20 protein-coding genes and 2 pseudogenes are annotated in these 15,364 nt (G+C 69.8%); 12 read left to right on the forward strand and 10 right to left on the reverse strand.

Annotation, left to right across the window (positions count from 1 at the left end):
- Nucleotides 1-546: 546 nt before the first annotated feature.
- The 3 genes from AB0F18_RS12955 to AB0F18_RS12965 form a co-directional block, all read right to left on the reverse strand.
- Nucleotides 547-864 (reverse strand): hypothetical protein, encoded by a 318-nt coding sequence (locus AB0F18_RS12955; protein WP_362058596.1) that lies wholly within the window; start codon nucleotides 862-864, stop codon nucleotides 547-549.
- 602 nt (nucleotides 865-1,466) lie between these two features.
- Nucleotides 1,467-1,700: a hypothetical protein gene (locus AB0F18_RS12960; protein WP_362058598.1), complete on the reverse strand. Its 234-nt coding sequence runs from the start codon at nucleotides 1,698-1,700 to the stop codon at nucleotides 1,467-1,469.
- 340 nt (nucleotides 1,701-2,040) lie between these two features.
- On the reverse strand, nucleotides 2,041-2,538 hold the full coding sequence (locus tag AB0F18_RS12965; protein WP_362058601.1) for an SgcJ/EcaC family oxidoreductase: 498 nt from the start codon (nucleotides 2,536-2,538) through the stop codon (nucleotides 2,041-2,043).
- A 60-nt stretch (nucleotides 2,539-2,598) separates the two neighbouring features.
- On the opposite strand from AB0F18_RS12965, the gene AB0F18_RS12970 reads away from it, so the two are divergent.
- The 3 genes and pseudogenes from AB0F18_RS12970 to AB0F18_RS12980 all read left to right on the forward strand — a co-directional run bounded on the left by AB0F18_RS12970 (nucleotide 2,599) and on the right by AB0F18_RS12980 (nucleotide 3,992).
- Entirely contained in the window at nucleotides 2,599-3,069 is a 471-nt protein-coding gene (locus AB0F18_RS12970) for a MarR family transcriptional regulator (protein ID WP_362058604.1), read from the forward strand.
- A gap of 235 nt (nucleotides 3,070-3,304) precedes the next feature.
- Nucleotides 3,305-3,529, forward strand: a pseudogene (locus AB0F18_RS12975) (flavoprotein); the annotation flags it as partial.
- Between the two features lie 49 nt (nucleotides 3,530-3,578).
- Nucleotides 3,579-3,992, forward strand: coding sequence for an NUDIX hydrolase (locus tag AB0F18_RS12980; RefSeq protein ID WP_362058607.1), 414 nt, complete (start codon nucleotides 3,579-3,581; stop codon nucleotides 3,990-3,992).
- A gap of 133 nt (nucleotides 3,993-4,125) precedes the next feature.
- Here AB0F18_RS12980 and AB0F18_RS12985 read toward each other — a convergent pair whose 3' ends face one another.
- On the reverse strand, nucleotides 4,126-4,785 hold the full coding sequence (locus AB0F18_RS12985; protein WP_362058610.1) for a TetR/AcrR family transcriptional regulator: 660 nt from the start codon (nucleotides 4,783-4,785) through the stop codon (nucleotides 4,126-4,128).
- 121 nt (nucleotides 4,786-4,906) lie between these two features.
- Between AB0F18_RS12985 and AB0F18_RS12990 the strand changes: the two genes are divergently transcribed.
- Together AB0F18_RS12990 and AB0F18_RS12995 are read left to right on the forward strand one after the other, a co-directional pair.
- Nucleotides 4,907-5,950 carry an aldo/keto reductase gene (locus AB0F18_RS12990; RefSeq protein ID WP_362058613.1) on the forward strand — a complete coding sequence of 348 codons (1,044 nt, stop codon included), beginning with the start codon at nucleotides 4,907-4,909 and terminating at the stop codon, nucleotides 5,948-5,950.
- Between the two features lie 88 nt (nucleotides 5,951-6,038).
- Nucleotides 6,039-6,647 carry a TraM recognition domain-containing protein gene (locus tag AB0F18_RS12995; protein WP_362058775.1) on the forward strand — a complete coding sequence of 203 codons (609 nt, stop codon included), beginning with the start codon at nucleotides 6,039-6,041 and terminating at the stop codon, nucleotides 6,645-6,647.
- 131 nt (nucleotides 6,648-6,778) lie between these two features.
- On the opposite strand, the gene AB0F18_RS13000 is transcribed toward AB0F18_RS12995, so the two are convergent.
- On the reverse strand, nucleotides 6,779-7,363 hold the full coding sequence (locus AB0F18_RS13000; protein WP_362058616.1) for a TetR/AcrR family transcriptional regulator: 585 nt from the start codon (nucleotides 7,361-7,363) through the stop codon (nucleotides 6,779-6,781).
- A gap of 134 nt (nucleotides 7,364-7,497) precedes the next feature.
- On the opposite strand from AB0F18_RS13000, the gene AB0F18_RS13005 reads away from it, so the two are divergent.
- From AB0F18_RS13005 to AB0F18_RS13015, 3 genes are all read left to right on the forward strand, one after another.
- A complete protein-coding gene (locus AB0F18_RS13005) occupies nucleotides 7,498-8,358 on the forward strand; it encodes an alpha/beta hydrolase (protein ID WP_362058619.1) in 861 nt (286 codons plus the stop codon).
- Nucleotides 8,355-8,717: a hypothetical protein gene (locus tag AB0F18_RS13010; RefSeq protein WP_362058622.1), complete on the forward strand. Its 363-nt coding sequence runs from the start codon at nucleotides 8,355-8,357 to the stop codon at nucleotides 8,715-8,717. Before AB0F18_RS13005 ends, AB0F18_RS13010 begins: the two co-directional genes overlap by 4 nt.
- A 156-nt stretch (nucleotides 8,718-8,873) precedes the next feature.
- A complete protein-coding gene (locus AB0F18_RS13015) occupies nucleotides 8,874-9,557 on the forward strand; it encodes a spermidine synthase (protein WP_362058777.1) in 684 nt (227 codons plus the stop codon).
- Between the two features lie 135 nt (nucleotides 9,558-9,692).
- On the opposite strand, the gene AB0F18_RS13020 is transcribed toward AB0F18_RS13015, so the two are convergent.
- Nucleotides 9,693-10,400: a 2-phosphosulfolactate phosphatase gene (locus AB0F18_RS13020; protein ID WP_362058780.1), complete on the reverse strand. Its 708-nt coding sequence runs from the start codon at nucleotides 10,398-10,400 to the stop codon at nucleotides 9,693-9,695.
- 371 nt (nucleotides 10,401-10,771) lie between these two features.
- Here AB0F18_RS13020 and AB0F18_RS13025 point away from each other — a divergent pair.
- A pseudogene (locus AB0F18_RS13025) lies at nucleotides 10,772-10,882 on the forward strand (AAA family ATPase); the annotation flags it as partial.
- A 24-nt stretch (nucleotides 10,883-10,906) separates the two neighbouring features.
- Here AB0F18_RS13025 and AB0F18_RS13030 read toward each other — a convergent pair.
- Together AB0F18_RS13030 and AB0F18_RS13035 are read right to left on the reverse strand one after the other, a co-directional pair.
- Entirely contained in the window at nucleotides 10,907-11,278 is a 372-nt protein-coding gene (locus tag AB0F18_RS13030; protein ID WP_362058625.1) for a hypothetical protein, read from the reverse strand.
- A 213-nt stretch (nucleotides 11,279-11,491) separates the two neighbouring features.
- Complete coding sequence (locus tag AB0F18_RS13035; RefSeq protein WP_362058627.1) at nucleotides 11,492-11,683, reverse strand: CGNR zinc finger domain-containing protein; 192 nt, start codon at nucleotides 11,681-11,683, stop codon at nucleotides 11,492-11,494.
- Between the two features lie 121 nt (nucleotides 11,684-11,804).
- Between AB0F18_RS13035 and AB0F18_RS13040 the strand changes: the two genes are divergently transcribed.
- Complete coding sequence (locus tag AB0F18_RS13040; RefSeq protein ID WP_362058630.1) at nucleotides 11,805-12,290, forward strand: hypothetical protein; 486 nt, start codon at nucleotides 11,805-11,807, stop codon at nucleotides 12,288-12,290.
- A gap of 198 nt (nucleotides 12,291-12,488) precedes the next feature.
- Here the strand turns inward: AB0F18_RS13040 and AB0F18_RS13045 are convergent, their stop codons facing one another.
- The gene (locus tag AB0F18_RS13045; RefSeq protein WP_362058633.1) at nucleotides 12,489-12,977 is read right to left on the reverse strand and encodes a MarR family transcriptional regulator; all 489 of its coding nucleotides are present in this window, start codon (nucleotides 12,975-12,977) and stop codon (nucleotides 12,489-12,491) included.
- Nucleotides 12,978-13,054: 77 nt separating this feature from the next.
- On the opposite strand from AB0F18_RS13045, the gene AB0F18_RS13050 reads away from it, so the two are divergent.
- Together AB0F18_RS13050 and AB0F18_RS13055 are read left to right on the forward strand one after the other, a co-directional pair.
- A complete protein-coding gene (locus tag AB0F18_RS13050; protein WP_362058636.1) occupies nucleotides 13,055-13,771 on the forward strand; it encodes a DUF4386 domain-containing protein in 717 nt (238 codons plus the stop codon).
- Nucleotides 13,772-13,812: 41 nt separating this feature from the next.
- Nucleotides 13,813-14,577, forward strand: coding sequence for an SDR family NAD(P)-dependent oxidoreductase (locus AB0F18_RS13055; protein ID WP_362058639.1), 765 nt, complete (start codon nucleotides 13,813-13,815; stop codon nucleotides 14,575-14,577).
- Between the two features lie 244 nt (nucleotides 14,578-14,821).
- On the opposite strand, the gene AB0F18_RS13060 is transcribed toward AB0F18_RS13055, so the two are convergent.
- Complete coding sequence (locus AB0F18_RS13060; RefSeq protein WP_362058642.1) at nucleotides 14,822-15,361, reverse strand: hypothetical protein; 540 nt, start codon at nucleotides 15,359-15,361, stop codon at nucleotides 14,822-14,824.
- Between the last annotated feature and the right edge of the window lie 3 nt (nucleotides 15,362-15,364).

The following is a 15,364-nucleotide window of genomic DNA, read 5'->3' on the forward strand; positions in this document are numbered from 1 at the left end:
GTAGGCGCGAATGTTGCCGTAGCCGTCCAGGTAGCCTTGCTCCTTGCCAGTTTCCAGGCGTTGGTGCAGTCCTCCTGCCATCGCTGGTCGAGGTAGGGGCTTGAAGGCCTCGAGCTTGGTGCGGTGGCACGTCACTGGCCGGTGACCAACTGTTCCGCCGCGTGGTATGGGCGAAGCGGAGGATCGTGCTGAAGCCCATGCCGAGTTGTTGGGCGACGGACGCCATTTGCTGGGCGAAGTCCACGAAGTTGGTCCCGCGTGGTGTCGGAGAGGGCTTCGTACTCGTGCACGCGCAGTCCGGGCGCCGCACCGAACCCGGCGGTGAAGTCCTTGAGCTGGACGCGGGTTCCGCGGGCGTACTCTCGGACTGATCCACGCCGAGGAACGAACCCACCACACCGGTGTTGCTGACGTCGTGCTGGGCGGCGTGTGCTCGATAGCGTCGGCCAGTGATGGGGATTCTTGAAAATGGCCGCTGTCGCTCTTCGCCTCACTTCGTTGCTGCTTGAACAGTGTGGGGGGTGGGGAGCCCGGTGATCGTGAACCTCAGCTGGTGGTCAGTTGATCAGCCCGCACTTCGAATTCGACGTGGCCTTCGAGCGATTCGAGTCCCCAAGGAGCGACGGAGATCCTGACCGTCCCCGAGGTGCCGGCAGTGTTGCCGGTGGTCAAGACGTCACAGAGGATGCCGACCTGGACCGGGTAGCGTGAGTCGGGGGCCAAGTCGTCACTTGCGGTGAAGACGGGCCACTTGTCGACGAAGGCCCACTGCTGGTGGTGGGCGTCTGTGAAGCAGACCTCGACGAGACCGGGCTGGGGTTCGTTGTCGACCCATCGGACCGCTTCGCAACGTAGGAAGACCATGGGCAGACTCTGCCAGTGGGGGCTGCGGTCGGCAGCCGGATTTCCAGGCTGCCGACCAGCTGTTGGTGCTGTCACGGAGCCCGGCGGAGTGAGACGACATCGGGAAGGCCGGTTGGGATGGAGGGCCGGGCGGCTTCCGGTGTTGCCAGGAGGGCGACGATGGTGACGGGCTGCTGGCAGTGGGGGCAGTTGCGGGTTGCCGTGGGCTCCAGCGGGTCCCGATCCGGGACCTGGCGGTATGCGGATCGCGACGGGGGTTTGGGCGTCGCCGGTAGGCCGGGCGTCGCGGGCAGCGGGCTGTCCCGCCGAGCTTGCGTATGACCACGTCGAGGGCCTGGACAGGTGAGGGAAGTCCTCGGACTCCGAAAGCACCGCACGCCACCGGCCCGAATGGGTGAGCGCGCCAACCAGGGGTGGGCGTTCTCACCTACTCCCCACTCTTCTGGCGGGCTCGGTAGCTCCAGCCAGTCGAACTGGATCTCTTCGCCCGGCGGATGCGCGATCACCGCGAGGTTCCTGCCGGTGGAGGCGTGGCAGGGCTCGCAGTGCAGGCGAGCCTGATAGCGGCGCAGTGCTCGGGTGAAGGTCGAGTACGCGCCTTCTTAACCGAGTTCGGATACCTCGTCAAACAGGGTCGAGGACCACAAGTGGGGGTCGTCAGCCAGCCGCTGACGACAGTACGGCAGGAACGGTACGAATGCGTCCGGGCCCTCCCGTCGCTCGCTCGGGGTCCGCTCGCCGTTCAGATAGGCATGGATCGTCTTGCGATCGCGGCCCAGATGCCGTGCGATCGCCGAGATCGTCCATCCCTGACGACGCAGAGCATGAGCGTCCACGTCTTCCTCCCGAGTGAGCAATCGGGCCCCCGAACAGGCCGCATTCCTAGCTCACGCAGGCTCTCCACGACACACCGACATCAGTTCGACACGCGGGGAGGATCACTCAATGGATGGGGAGATCAAGAGAGCAGGTTTGCCCTACCCCTGAGCGACAACTGGGGAAATCCAAATATCCGCATCATCCCACGTGTACCTCACGGAACAGGCCGGGCAGGTCGCGAGGCGGAGCGGAATTTGAGGGAGGGGAACGGGCGGCTGTTCTGGCAGCGCGGTCGGCTGTCGGACAGCGCTCGTTCCAGTCGGGAGCGGCGTCCGGCGTGGCCCGTCGGGGCACGTGTCAGGGCTGCGCGGGCCGGGCGCCCAAGCCGAGGCTGCGCGCAGTGCGGGAAGTCGCCTGCGAGAGCCGTGCCGGCAGCGAGTCGGGTGCGGGGATGCCGATCGGCCGGACCCGCCCGTTGTGCAGTGCGGTGAATCGCCAAGTCCCGCCGGTGCGGACCGCGACGAGCGTCTGCCGGGACAGCCGGCGCTTGGGGAGCTTTGCGCGCCAGGGCATCAGCACCGAGGCGGTGCCGTGCACGATGGCCACTTCCGAGGTGACGTACCGGATCGACTCGCATGCGCCGACCAGGGCCGAGCCGGCGAGCACGCCGCGGAACAGTCGGTCGTGGTTGTCCACCATCGGAGTGCGGCCGATGGCGCGAGTGCCGTCGTAGGACACGTAGTCGCAGTCCTCGGTGAAGCAGGCGCCGTACGCGTCGGCGTGGTTGGCGGTCCAGGCCTGCATCAAGCGCGTGTAGAGATCGCGGATCTGGTCGTCGTTGTCGTCGGCGGGCATGGGGACCTCCCGAGTGCTATCGTTTCGACTGTCGAATATTACGGTAACAGGAAGCTTCGAATGTCGAAAGATGAAATGCGGCGCGGCATCGCGATGCAGCTCAGGCTGCTCCAGCAGAGCTTCGACGCCTTCGACGAGGCGGTCGCCGCCCGGCTCCGGCTCAACCGCACGGACCTGCGCTGCCTCGACCTGATCCTCGGCGGCGGGTCGATGGCAGCCGGAGAACTGGCGGCCGGCCTGAACCTGAGCCCCGCCGCGACCACCACGGTCATCGACCGCCTCGAGCGCGCCGGCTTGGCCCTCCGCGAGCGCGACCCCGACAACCGGCGACGTGTCCTGGTGGCTCCCACGGATGCCGCGCGAGTGATCGAACGGGAGATCTACCACCCGGTCGGCGAGGCGGGACTGCGGGCCCTCGCGGGCTACAGCGAGCCCGAACTCGCCACGATCCTCGACTTCTTGCAGACGGCCCGCCAGGTGCAGGAGGAGCAGGCGGGGAGGATCGGCGCGTCAGGCGGTGCTGAGGGATGAACCCGCTGGTGGTGCGTGGCTCAACGGGCCTCAGGGGGCGTGCGTAGACCTGACGTACACCTGCACTCACCTATTTGGATACCGTCCAGCGCAGCCTGGGAACCGGTGGGCCACTGTCGTGTGCCGCAGAAGGTTGCATACCCCGAGGCCCTGACTGGCGAGGTGAAGAGTCTCGCGCAGGTTCGCCTTTGGTTGTGGAGGCTGAGGGCAGGCGCTGGCCCGGCGCGGCACGCACCCACCCCGGCCCGAGGTCATCGCCGTTGCGCCGGCCACCTTCAACACGGTGAACAAGTGGGCCGCCGGCTTCGCCGACAGCCTCGCCCTCGGCATTCTCTGCGAAGCCCCCGGCATGGGCTCCCCACTGTCCTGATGCCCGTACGTGAACACCGCGCTTGCTGCGCATCGGGCGTACCGGCGCAGCATCGACGAGCTGCGGGAGATGGGCGTGCTCATCGGCAGCCCAGCATCGCCCCTTGGGTCGACCCACCAACCCGACATGGAGGAGCAACGTGAAGCAGCAGCACGCTGAGGTGCGACTGGGCATCGCCGCAGCCGTCGTGGTGCACGAAGGCGGAGTGCTGATGGTGCGGCGCAGGGTCAGCGAGGGGCGGCTGTTCTGGCAGTTTCCCGCCGGTGGGGTCGAGCCGGGTGAAGCCCGGGAGGAGGCCGCCGTACGGGAGACAGGGGAGGAGGCCGGCCTCGCCGTGGAGGCGGTGAGGCTGCTGGGGGAGCGGGTCCACCCGGATACCGGCCGACTTGTCTCCTACACCGCCTGCGAGGTGACCGGCGGCCACGCCCACCTCGCGGACACCGACGAGCTGGCCGAGCTCGCGTGGGTGGCCCACGGCGCGATCTCGCAGTACATCCCGTACCCGCTGTTCGAGCCGGTGCAAGCACACCTGGACGTTGTCCTGGAGCGCTGACGGCCACTGCCCGAGCGCGCCGTCACCTTGATGCCGTAAGGCACGCCGATCGGGCCCCCGCCGGGCCCCTGCGCCGCCATCACCGCCGCGGCGTCAGGGCGTTCCCGCGGAAGACGCATCCCCGGGCCGACGTCTACGGAGTGCGTACGAAGGCCCCCGCGCGGGCCGCCGCCACCGCCGCCCCGGCCGCCCGGTGGGCCGCGGCTTCGTCCAGCGGGGCGTCCGTGGTCAGGAGCCGGTAGTACAGCGGGGCGGAGACGGCGCGTACCACCTCGGCGGCGTCGGTGTCCTCGGGCAACTCCCCCCGTGCGACGGCCTCCTGGACGCACTGGGCCCATTCCGCGACCCGGACCTCGTAGAACCGGTGCAGGGCCTCGGCCGTCCGGGCGTCGCCCGTGGCGGCCGCGATGACGGCCTTGAACAGGGGGCCCTGGCGCGGGTCGGACAGGGTGCGCCGGACGAGAAGGGCGTTGGCCAGCAGGTCCTCCTCCAGCGAGCCGGTGTCGGTGCGCGGGAGCGACTGCTCGGCCATGTCCGTCAGCAGGTCGGCGACCAGGCCGGCCACGGTGCCCCAGCGCCGGTACACGGTGGTCTTGCCGACCTCGGCCCGCCGGGCGACCTCGGCGAGGTCCAGTCCGTGGAAGCCCTGCTCGGCCAGCATGTCCCCAGCCGCCTCCAGCACGGCGGCCCGCACCCGGGCCGTCCGGCCCCCGGGGCGCACGGTCCCCGGCCCGGTGGACCCGTCCCCGGTGCCCCCGGTGTCGGCCGCGTCCCGCGACGCGTCAGTAGGCATCGGAGCATCACTCGGAAACGTCATAACGGGTCCCTGGTTCCATTAGTGGTGAGCAGCTGTTACGGTGGGACCACCTTAAAGGGTCTGCGGTCCCGTTACCGCTCATCGTGAGGAGTCCGTCATGGAATACAGGCAGCTCGGTGCGTCCGGCCTCAAGGTCCCCGCCCTTGGCTTCGGCGCCGGCACCTTCGGCGGCAGCGGCCCCGTCTTCGGCGCATGGGGCAGCACCGACGCCCAGGAGGCACGCCGGCTCGTCGACATCTGCATCGACGCCGGCATCACCCTCTTCGACACCGCCGACGTCTACTCGGCGGGCGCCTCGGAGGAAGTCCTCGGTCAGGCCGTCAAGGGCCGCCGCGACCAGGTCCTCATCTCCACCAAGGCGGGCCTGCCCACCGGCGACGGCCCCGGCGAATACGGCACCTCCCGCTCCCGCCTCATCGGCGCCGTCGAGGACTCCCTGCGCCGCCTCGGCACCGACCACATCGACCTCTTCCAGCTCCACGGCTTCGACGCCGCCACCCCCGTCGAGGAGGTGCTGTCCACCCTCGACCAGCTCGTCCGCTCCGGCAAGGTCCGCTACACCGGCGTCTCCAACTTCGCCGGCTGGCAGCTGATGAAGTCCCTCTCCGCCGCCGACCGGCACGGCTTCCCCCGCTACGCGGCCCACCAGGTCTACTACTCCCTCGTCGGCCGCGACTACGAATGGGAGCTGATGCCCCTCGGCCACGACCAGGGCGTCGGCGCCATGGTGTGGAGCCCCCTGGGCTGGGGCCGCCTCACTGGCAAGCTGCGCCGCGGCCGTCCGCTGCCCGCCGGAAGCCGGCTGCACGAGACCGCCGACTATGGCCCGCCGGTGGAGGACGCCTACCTGTACGACGTGGTCGACGCCCTCGACGAGGTCGCACAGGAGACGGGCCGCACCATCCCCCAGGTGGCCATCAACTGGCTCCTGCGCCGCCCGACCGTCTCCACCGTCCTCGTCGGCGCCCGCGACGAGCAGCAGCTGCGGCAGAACATCGGCGCCGTCGGCTGGGAGCTGACCGCCGAACAGATGGCCCGCCTCGACGCCGCCAGCCACCGTCCGGCGCCGTACCCGTACTTCCCGTACGAGCGCCAGGAGGGCTTCGCCCGCCTCAACCCGCCACTGACCGGCCGCAATTGACCGCACCCCGGGTCCGACGGTCCGCCCACTCACGCCCCGAGCACCCCGCGCCGGTCGAGGAGGGCCAGGTGCACGGGGGCCGGTGAGCATGCCCAGCCGCGTGGGCAGCGCGCCGCGTCCAGGTGGGTGCGGGCACAACGGAGGACGGCTCACCGGGGGAGGCCCGCAGGAGGACCTGAGGCGGCTCGCCGGCCAGTCTGACGGTGACGGCCTCGAAGCCTGGGGCGAGGTCGGCATGGACGCCATGTGGTCCGCGGCCACCAAGAAGATCATCGGCGTGGACATCGACGACTGGAACTTCGCCCAGGGTGTCAGCACCCTGATCGGCGCCCGCTACGTCGGGCGCGGCTCGTACTCCAAGAGCAAGGACGGCTACAGCCACCGCGTCTCCGAACAGCGCGAGCAGGTCCTCGAACCCGGCGACATCCGCTCCATGCGCAAGGGCACCGCCCTGCTGATGTCCACCGGCATGCCCGTCGCCCAGATCGCCCTGCGGCCCTGGTACGGGGAGAAGGCCATGGCCCACATCGGCCCGCAGATGAAGCAGGAGGAGGCGGCCATCACCAAGCGCGCCGTCGCCGCGTACGAGGAGAGGCCCTCCAACGGCCCCTTCGCGGGCTGCACCAAGGGCGAACACCAGGTCGACCACCGCATGCCGGGCACGGTGCCGAGCGCGTGGCAGTGGCCCGAGCGCTGACGGCCGGGTTGCAGGTACGGCGGCCGGCGCCGCGGCAGCGTCGGAGCCGAAGCGGGCGACGATCCACAGCAGTTGGTCCGCTCGTACGTCGAAGCCTGACCCCCTGCGCCGGGCACCGAACAGGCGCGGGGTCAGTGAGAGGGGCCCGCGGACCGTGTGACCCCGTCCATCAGCATTCCTACGAGATCACGGGTGTAGGCCTCGGCCACCTCGCCCCGGCGGACCAGGATCCGCAGCCACAGAGCGCCGGCCAGGGCGTCCACCAGCGGCGCCGGATCGACGTCGGGCGGCAGGTCACCCCGGGCCACTGCGCGCTCGAAGAGGGGCTGGTGCCGGCCGAAGCGGTCGTCGAGGAAGGAGATCACGAGCTCCCGCATCGCCTCGTGCCGTACCGCACCCACCAGTGCCGCTTCGACGACGGTCCGCCGGTGCTCATCGTCGAGCAGGTGCTGGATCTGCTCGACGAGCGCGGTCAGGTCGCCGCGCAGGCTGCCGGTGTCGGCGAGATCGAACGTGAGGATGGGGGAGTGCAGCAGGGCGTCGCGCAGCAGCTCCGACTTCGATGACCACCAGCGGTAGATGGTCGTCTTGTTGACTCCTGACCGCTGGGCCACGCCCTCGACGGTCAGGGAGTCGAAGCCGAGGCTGCCCAGCATGTCGAGCGTGGCCGCGAAGATGTCCTCCTTGCGCCGCGGCCCACCCTGCTTTTGCGTCACGCCCTGCCCCTTTCGACGTCGTCAGGCACCGGGAAGCAGCCTACTGCAACGCAACGTGGTGTTGCACTTGAGCACTTGCGCCCCCTACTCTGCAACGCAACGTTGCGTTGCAAGCGGGACTCAGAGGGGGAGACATGCCGACGGACCGACCCAAGACCCCGGCGAGGGGGCTGATTCCCGCCCCCGGCCGCCCCGGCATCTGGACTGCCGGAGCCGCCGGGGGCATTCCCCTGGTCCTCGTCCACGGGATCAGGCTCTCCGCCCAGATGTGGGCCCCCCACGCCCGCCGGCTGGCCCCCCGCTTCCGGATCACGGCTCCCGACCTGCCTGGACACGGAACCCGGCGCGACCGCCCCTTCACCCTTGAGGAAGCGGTCGAGCGGGTCGGCCTGGCCGTGGACGAGGCCACCCTCGCCACCGGTCGCCGCCCTCTGGTCGCGGGCGCCTCACTGGGCGGATACACCGCCCTCGCCTACGGGGCCGCGCACCCGGACACGGCCGCCGCCCTCCTCGTCCAGGGGGCGACCGCGCAACCCGACCGATGCGTCGGCCGCCTCTACCGCGCCGTTGCCCGTGCGATCGGGGCACTGGGCCCGGACCGCGCCGCCGGCATGAACGACTGGGCCCTCAGGCGGCGGCTTCCGGCCGAGAGCTACGAGGCCGTCATGGCCGGCGGACTGGCGATGCCCGCCTTCGCCGAGGCAGTCCAAGACCTCACCCGACGGGACTTCCTCGACGTCACGGGCCGCTGCCGACTGCCCGTGCTCTTCGTCAACGGCCGCGGCGACCGCCTCTTCCGTACCCACGAGCGGGAGTTCGCCGCCGCGGCCCGCTCTGCCGACGCCGGCTACGCCCGGCTGTTCCATGTCCCCGGCCCGCACATCATGTCCCTCACCGACCCGGCCGGCTTCACGAGGATCCTCGAGCGCGGATACGAACTCCTCTCCCACGCCCGGCCCGAGGCATTCTCCGCACAAGCGGGGGAGACCCCGTGACCGCCGGGCTCCAGCAGTGGGACGCCGCGTTGCCCCGAAGGCGCAGCGACCGCGCGCGTCCTCGCGAGGAGCCGTCCGGTTCGACCTCCCGTGCCCGGGCCGACGGCACCAGCGGGGTACCCCTGTGGCAGCTCCCCGACCCGGCGGCCGACCGTATCGCACCCGAGGTGACCGCCCTGTGGCACGGACGGGTCTACGGCAAGACGCGCAGCGGCACCGTAGCCCTGGACGCCCGTACCGGTGCGGACCTCCCGACCCGGCCCGGCACCGCCCCGGACCTCGTGAACGGCTACACAGCCATCGCCCTCGCCACCACCACGACGACGGTCGAGCTGATGGCCTACCAGACCGCAGAGTGAGACCGGCTCCCCACCGCGCGGACTCCAGGCGCCGTCCCATGCCGGTTTAATTCACCGTGCCGGCAGCGGCTGAGTTGCGATAATGCGGAACCTCGTCACCGATCAGTCCGTTGGGACAGCCGAGTGATCACCGGATCATATGAAAGGACCCGCGTCATGACGTTCCATGTCACCCATGGAGAGGCTCCGGTAACGCTTGACCGCCGCACCGGACCACACGGTGAGGTGGTTCTGCGGCGCCGCGATGAGACATACGAGATCATCGTCAACGGCTGTTTTCTGATGGATACGTCCGACGGGCGCTCCGAACGGCTCCTCGTCGACGCCGCCCTCGGCCAGATGAGAGCCGCGGCCCCCACGGTCCTGATCGGCGGACTCGGTGTGGGCTTCTCGCTCGCCCACGCCAGTGGGCAGTCGCGCTGGTCACGGATCGTCGTCGCCGAACGCGAAGACGCCATCATCGGCTGGCACCGCACCGGTCCGTTGAGCGCGTTCACGGCCGACGCCCTGGCCGACCCGCGGGTGAGCATCCTGCACACCGACCTCAACGAACACCTGCGCACCACGGGCGAGCAGTACGACGCCCTGTGCCTCGACATCGACAACGGGCCCGACTGGACCGTCACCGAGGACAACCACAGCCTCTACTCTCCGAGTGGCCTCGCTGCCTGCCGCGCCCGTCTCACTCCGGGCGGGATCCTGGCCATCTGGTCCGCCCAGCCATCTCCGGCATTCGAGAAGGCCCTCCGGCAGGCAGGCTTCGAGGACGTGCACACCGAAGAGGTACTCGTCGCTCGCGGCGTCCCGGACGCCGTGCACCTGGCTCGCAACCCGTCCTGAGACCACGGCCGCCCGCATGACTGGCGCCGGACGATTACCAGGCCGAACGCCAACGCCGGAAGCCGGGCCTTGCCACACCGGCAAGGCCCCAGGCCCGGCCCGCCAAGGCGAGGTTCCCCCCGCAACTCCAGCAGGTCACCCGCCGTTGGCCGAGTCGGCAGGCATCGCAACGGGACGCAGAACCGTCAAAGAGTCCTCCTGACGAGCCACCATCGCGAAGGAGAACCTGTCGAGCTCCAGGCAGAGATCGACATCGTCCTGATGCACTCCCTGGTATCCGCGCCGCAGTCCGTCGGCGAGATCGGCGGCTGCCCGGGAAGTCCGTGCTCGGTGGAGATACGGGGTCGCCTGGGCGTCGCCTCCGGCGACACGCCGGCCGATGTATTCGGCGCACGCGAGGTCCTCAGCAGCCCGGCCGTCCTCGCCGGTGGCAACGAACGTCACCGGACCTGCCGCCCTGGTCTGCAAGAACCGCGCTGTCGCGCCGGCCACCACGAAGCTCGCGCACAAGACCAGCGGTGCCTCTGCGACGGCCAGCACGCCCACGGTTCCCGCGGTCGTCTTCTGCACCACCGTGCGGCCGGCGAGATCGGACGGCCTGATCAGCCCAGGTGAGTTCACCGCGTCGAAGCCCGGTGCAGGAGCGCCGTCCTTCAGAGTCAGCCAGTCCGAACGGCTCCTCTTCAAGGCCAATGCCTCCTCCTCCGAAGAGGCCATCACGATCCTCTCGGCGCCCCGCGAAAAGGCCCAGGCAGCCACGGTGAAGGCCCGCATCACGTCGACGACGACCGCAACACGCGGAACATCCGTCAACTCCTGTATACCGACGAAGCGTTGGCTCATCCCGCCATTGTCGCCGAGGGCCGCATCGGCCATTCGCCTGACAACGGACCCCGCATGGTACGCCTGAGGCCCCCACGGCTGACGGAGCGGCCGCACTGAGCTTGTCGTCAACCTCATAGCGTTCTCGCTGTCCATCCGGTAGGCGATGGCCGGGCCGCGCAGCTCGCCGCGGAACTCGGCCCGCAGCTCGTCGGCGTCCATCGTGCCGTCCTCGGCCGCCGTGACGAGCCGGGCGAAGCAGCGCGCCTTTCCCCACGCGGACTACAAGCCGCCTGAACGAAGAGGCACCGGTGGCATCGTCGCCCCACACGGCCATCAAAGAGGCCAGGAAGACCCTCGGGGCGCGGCTGCGTTCTTTAGCTACCTCGGCGCTCTGCGCAGCCATCGGGGACCGCCTCACCTTCGGTGGCAACATCATCGAGACCCGAACCGACTCCTGCCGCCTCGCCACTACCCGGGCCCGGGCCGAACACCAGCCCGCCAGCCAAACCGCGACGGACCAGCGCTCACTCAGCACCGCCACAAACCCCGAAGACACGAGCGACCCACTGATTCATCCGGGCCTCGAAGTCCGTCGCTGAGGCGATGTCCGAGGCCGGGAGGGTACCGGCATCGTCGAGGCCGGCGATGAAGTCCACGTCGGCCCAGCCCCCACGAAACAGTACGACCGACAGCTCGGCCACTCCCGGGCCGGAGACGACCACGCCAACCGAGTCGGGGTCATGCACCCGAGCCCTGTCGGTCTCCAGAGGCTGGGGCCACGGCGCCTCGGCATCCCTCCAGGTCACCTGGTCCACTTCCAGGCCGGCCGACCTCCATCCCACCGTCTGGCCGGCCAGAACCGCAGCCACCTCATCAAGATCAACAACCCTGTCCATGAGGTGATCATCCCTCATGGACGAACGCGGCGGCCCGAGATCCGGCACCAGGACCGCGAGACAAGGGCGCCAGCCTGTTGTTGCTGGTACGGCAGGTTGTTCCAACGTGGGCAATGCTCCTGGCCAGGCAGTCCGGGATGGGGGAAACCCGCGCTGGTTTCCCGCCGGCCTGCCGACCGCCGCGCGGGGCGTGGTGAGCGGCAAGGGCACGGATCAGGACTGCGGGGACTTTGGCTTCTGCCGGGCGCAGTAGGCGCGGGCGCGGGCGCGGTTGCGGTCGCCGCAGTCCTTCGTGTCACACCAGCGGCGGTTTCGCCTCGGTGACGTGTCGAGGCAGACCCAGCCGCACTTGGCGTCTTCGCACTGGTGGAGCCGGTCGAGGTCGTCGCGCCGGGTGAGAGCCACCAGTCCGCGGACGATGACCCGAGAGGCTCAGGAGTGTCGACGAGCCCCTCCCCCGCCCGGGGGAGGGAGTCGGTACGAGCGGGGGAGGTGGACCGGCCGTTGCTCACTGCAGGATGAGCCCATGACCCGATCCCGCAAGAAGCACCTGGCCGCAGCCCTGACTGCGTGTCTCGGCGCCCTCGCCTACACCGTCAGCAAGGTGGACCTGGCGAGGAAGGGCGAGCTGGGCATGCCGGGCTTCCCCGCGCCGACCGGGGCCTATGCCGCCGTCGCCGACGTCGAGACCGCCCAGCTGGCCAACGCGGCCCTCGGCCTGCTGATGGCCGTCGTTGCGCTGCTCCTGCTCCGCCTGCCCCGGAACCCGTTCGTCCGCTGGCCGGCGCTCGTCGTCTCCTGGGCGGGCATCGCGATGGTGGGAGCGGGCGTCCTCGGTTTCGGAGCCCGCGCGGCGGGCCTGGCACCGAGCTTGGGTGAAACCCCTCCCCACATGCTTCCCGCGCTCGCGGCATTGCTCGTCGGCGGCCTGTGGGTGACGGCCTGGACTATCGCCACGGTCTCCGCCACGCGCAGCAGCCGCAGGCGGTGCACCACCAGCGCGAACCAGTGAAGTCAGTGGAGTCAGTGGAGTCAGTGGAGTCCGGTGTTCACCGGGACTGACGGCATCCCGACTCGCTTCGAGCAACAGCCCATCGAGGAGGTGCGACCCGGGGCGGCCGAGGAACTGGCGAACATGTTCGACGCCCCGCCCGCCGACACGGCCCCGCGAGTCCTGGCTCCTGGCTCAGAATTCGGGGCGAACAGGCCGTCAGCGCCGAAGCGACCGATAGCCCGGATGCACGCCCGGAGTCAGCTGCTGCTGCTCGGCGATGCGGCCGAGCAGACCGATCAGCTGCTGGTGCTCGTCGGGGGACAGTCCCTGGCAGAGCTCCTGCTCATGTGCCGCTCCGGCCTTGCGCAGCTGGGCGAACAGTTCGAGCCCCTTGTCGGTCAGGTGGAGGGCGTACAGGCGCCGGTCGGTGGTGTTCCTGCGGCGCTCGATGAGCCCGCGCTCCTCCAGCTCGTCGGCGAACGGAACGAAGCGACTGGCCGGCATCCCGAGGTCGTCCGCGAGTTCGCGCTGGCTTCGGCCGGGGGTGCTGGCCAGCAGGCGCAATAGCCCGGCCTGCGCGGGCGTCAGGTCGAGTTCGGCGATCCGCTGCGCGAAGAGCTGGGCCCCGTGCGCACCCAGCTGGGCCAGCAGGAAGGCGGCGCCGCCACGGCGCGCAGGGCTCTCGTTCTCACGGCTCATGCTCATGCGGACATGGTAGACGATTGACAATCGTTCCAAACTGTAATCATTATTGTTTGTGTACGAGTCACTCAGGAGGAACCATGACCGTCGCCCCCGCCCCCCAGCGTTCAGAGGCTCGCACCCGCCGACCGCAGTCCGGACCGCCGCTGCTCGCCCCCGTCCTCGTCTTCGCCGCGCTGACCTTGGCCTACGTCATCGTGAACAGCTCCACCCCGCACCCCGACGCGTCTGGCGCCGCGGTCCTGGACTACGCCCAGACCCACGGCACCGCGATCAAGATCGGCGCCCTGCTGCTGTTCAGCTCCGCCGTGCCGCTGGCACTGTGCGCCGCGGTCTTCTACCGGCGGCTGCGCGCGCTCGGCATCACCGCGCCAGGGTCGGCTATCACCCTCGTCGGCGGTGTGCTGGCAGCCAGTGCCCTGATCCTGTCCGCGATGTTCACCTGGACCGGCGGCCGCCTGCCGGCGGACGCCTCGCCGGCCCTCGCCCGCGCGCTCGCCGACCTGTCGTTCCTGTCGGGCGGCCCCGGCTACGTGGTCATGTACGCACTGTTCGCCGCCGGAATCTCCGTCACGGGCCTGATGGCCGGACTGCTGCCGCGCGCCGTCACCGTGACGGGACTGATCCTGGCCGCCGTCGGGATGGTCGCCATCCTGACCCTTCTGGCCTCCGGCTTCGGCTACCTGCTGCCGGTCGTCCGCTTCGGCGGCACCCTGTGGCTGATCTTCGTCGCCGCCCTGCTGCCCCGCACCCGTGCCCGGACCACCACGGACCGGACCCGGCCCGCCGCCTCCTGACGACACCACTCCCCACTCCCGACACAAGGAGCAACTCTGAGATGTCCGGCATCTACACCGACCTCAACGGCAAGGTCGTCTTCATCACCGGCGGATCTCGCGGCATCGGCGCGCAGACCGCACGAGCCTTCGCCGCCCAAGGAGCCAAGATCTGCGTGGTCGGTCGCCACAAGGACACCCTGGACCTGGTCGTCACCGAGATCACCGGCGTCGGCGGTACCTGCATCAGCGCCGTCGCGGACGTCACCGACGCCGCGGCACTCGACGACGCACGCCGGCGCACCGAATCCCAGCTCGGCCCCGTCGACGTCCTGGCCGCCTTCGCCGGAGGACAGGGCTACCCCGTCCCGTCCGTGGACCTGACCGAAGAGCGCTGGCGTCAAGTCATCGACTCCGACCTGACCTCGGTGTTCCTCACCATCCGCACGTTCCTGCCCGGGATGCTCGAACGGGGCAGCGGCTCCGTCATCACGATGTCCTCGGCCGCCGGACGCCAGCCCAGCCAGGCGAACCTCGCCTACGCCGTCGCGAACGCGGGGCTGGTCACGCTCACGCGCCAACTGGCCACCGAGATCGGACCGCGCGGAATCCGGATCAACTCCATCGCGCCCTCGGCCATCCTCACGGACAAGGTGATGACCAACATGCCGGCAGATGTGCAGGCCAAGGTCGCCGCCCTCCATCCGCTGGGCCGGATGGGTACCCCCGAGGACGTCGCCGAGACCGCCCTGTTCCTCGCTTCGGATTCGGCGTCCTGGCTGACCGGGCTCACCATCGACGTCGCCGGCGGCCGCGTCACCCACTGACGTGACGTTGCCGGTTCGTCTGCGGGGAGGGGTCCTGCCCGCGCAAGACGTTCGCCGAGCAGGTACCGGGGCTCAGCGTCGGCTCGGTCGTCGCAGGACGGAGCGGCTGCGGTCGACACTGGTCGTCGGTCGGCCTCACCGAAGGCCATGTCAACAGGATCAAGATGCTCAAGCGCCAGATGTTCGGCCGCGCCAGCTTCGAGCTCCTCCGCAAGCCTGCCCTGCTCTACTCCTGAAAGGCTGTTCAGGACGCATCGTCGATGAGCCCGAAGCCCTCCGGGAACCCTTCCAGGAACGCGCGGCGAGCCGGATTGTTCTCGGCGGCGGCCATCTCCCCGACCAGCTCGATCAGCCCCTGCCGCTGATCATCCGGCAGCGTGCTGACCACGTGGGGAACGCCCTCCAGGACCTTGACCGCGTCGTCCGGATCCATCTGCTCGTCTTCGCAACCCTCGATGAACCACAGCACATCGACCAAAGCCTCGGTCAAGGCATGAGTCAGGGACGGGTACGAGGGCGTCACGAAGGGCTCCCAGAAGATCAACGGCAGAGTCCGGCCATCCCACCACACGCCACTGACATCACTGTCACTCCGCCCAGGCCTCCCGGACCCCTCGAAGGCGGCCATGACGTCCAGCGGCTCATCCTGTCCGTCGGCGCCGCTTGAGGCGGCGCGCTCGCTTGTTGGCCCCGGAGCGGTCCACGCCTTCCGCAGGGGAAGTTCCTTGGATGACGCGGCGGTCAGCCCGCCGGTCACGCGTGCGTTCGCCGGACGGGTTGCCATGTC

Origin of the sequence: Streptomyces sp. NPDC029216 (genome assembly GCF_040648015.1) — a bacterium.
Taxonomy (GTDB): Bacteria; Actinomycetota; Actinomycetes; order Streptomycetales; family Streptomycetaceae; genus Streptomyces.

Coding starts and splice junctions, on each gene's coding strand:
- AB0F18_RS13015 (WP_362058777.1), top strand. CDS start 8,874: ATGACGTTCCATGTCACCCATGGAGAGGCTCCGGTAACGCTTGACCGC.
- AB0F18_RS13045 (WP_362058633.1), bottom strand. CDS start 12,977: ATGAGCATGAGCCGTGAGAACGAGAGCCCTGCGCGCCGTGGCGGCGCC.
- AB0F18_RS13005 (WP_362058619.1), top strand. CDS start 7,498: ATGCCGACGGACCGACCCAAGACCCCGGCGAGGGGGCTGATTCCCGCC.
- AB0F18_RS13050 (WP_362058636.1), top strand. CDS start 13,055: ATGACCGTCGCCCCCGCCCCCCAGCGTTCAGAGGCTCGCACCCGCCGA.
- AB0F18_RS13060 (WP_362058642.1), bottom strand. CDS start 15,361: ATGGCAACCCGTCCGGCGAACGCACGCGTGACCGGCGGGCTGACCGCC.
- AB0F18_RS13020 (WP_362058780.1), bottom strand. CDS start 10,400: ATGAGCCAACGCTTCGTCGGTATACAGGAGTTGACGGATGTTCCGCGT.
- AB0F18_RS12955 (WP_362058596.1), bottom strand. CDS start 864: ATGGTCTTCCTACGTTGCGAAGCGGTCCGATGGGTCGACAACGAACCC.
- AB0F18_RS13040 (WP_362058630.1), top strand. CDS start 11,805: ATGACCCGATCCCGCAAGAAGCACCTGGCCGCAGCCCTGACTGCGTGT.
- AB0F18_RS12965 (WP_362058601.1), bottom strand. CDS start 2,538: ATGCCCGCCGACGACAACGACGACCAGATCCGCGATCTCTACACGCGC.
- AB0F18_RS12990 (WP_362058613.1), top strand. CDS start 4,907: ATGGAATACAGGCAGCTCGGTGCGTCCGGCCTCAAGGTCCCCGCCCTT.
- AB0F18_RS12995 (WP_362058775.1), top strand. CDS start 6,039: ATGCCCAGCCGCGTGGGCAGCGCGCCGCGTCCAGGTGGGTGCGGGCAC.
- AB0F18_RS13030 (WP_362058625.1), bottom strand. CDS start 11,278: ATGGACAGGGTTGTTGATCTTGATGAGGTGGCTGCGGTTCTGGCCGGC.
- AB0F18_RS12970 (WP_362058604.1), top strand. CDS start 2,599: ATGTCGAAAGATGAAATGCGGCGCGGCATCGCGATGCAGCTCAGGCTG.
- AB0F18_RS13055 (WP_362058639.1), top strand. CDS start 13,813: ATGTCCGGCATCTACACCGACCTCAACGGCAAGGTCGTCTTCATCACC.
- AB0F18_RS12985 (WP_362058610.1), bottom strand. CDS start 4,785: ATGCCTACTGACGCGTCGCGGGACGCGGCCGACACCGGGGGCACCGGG.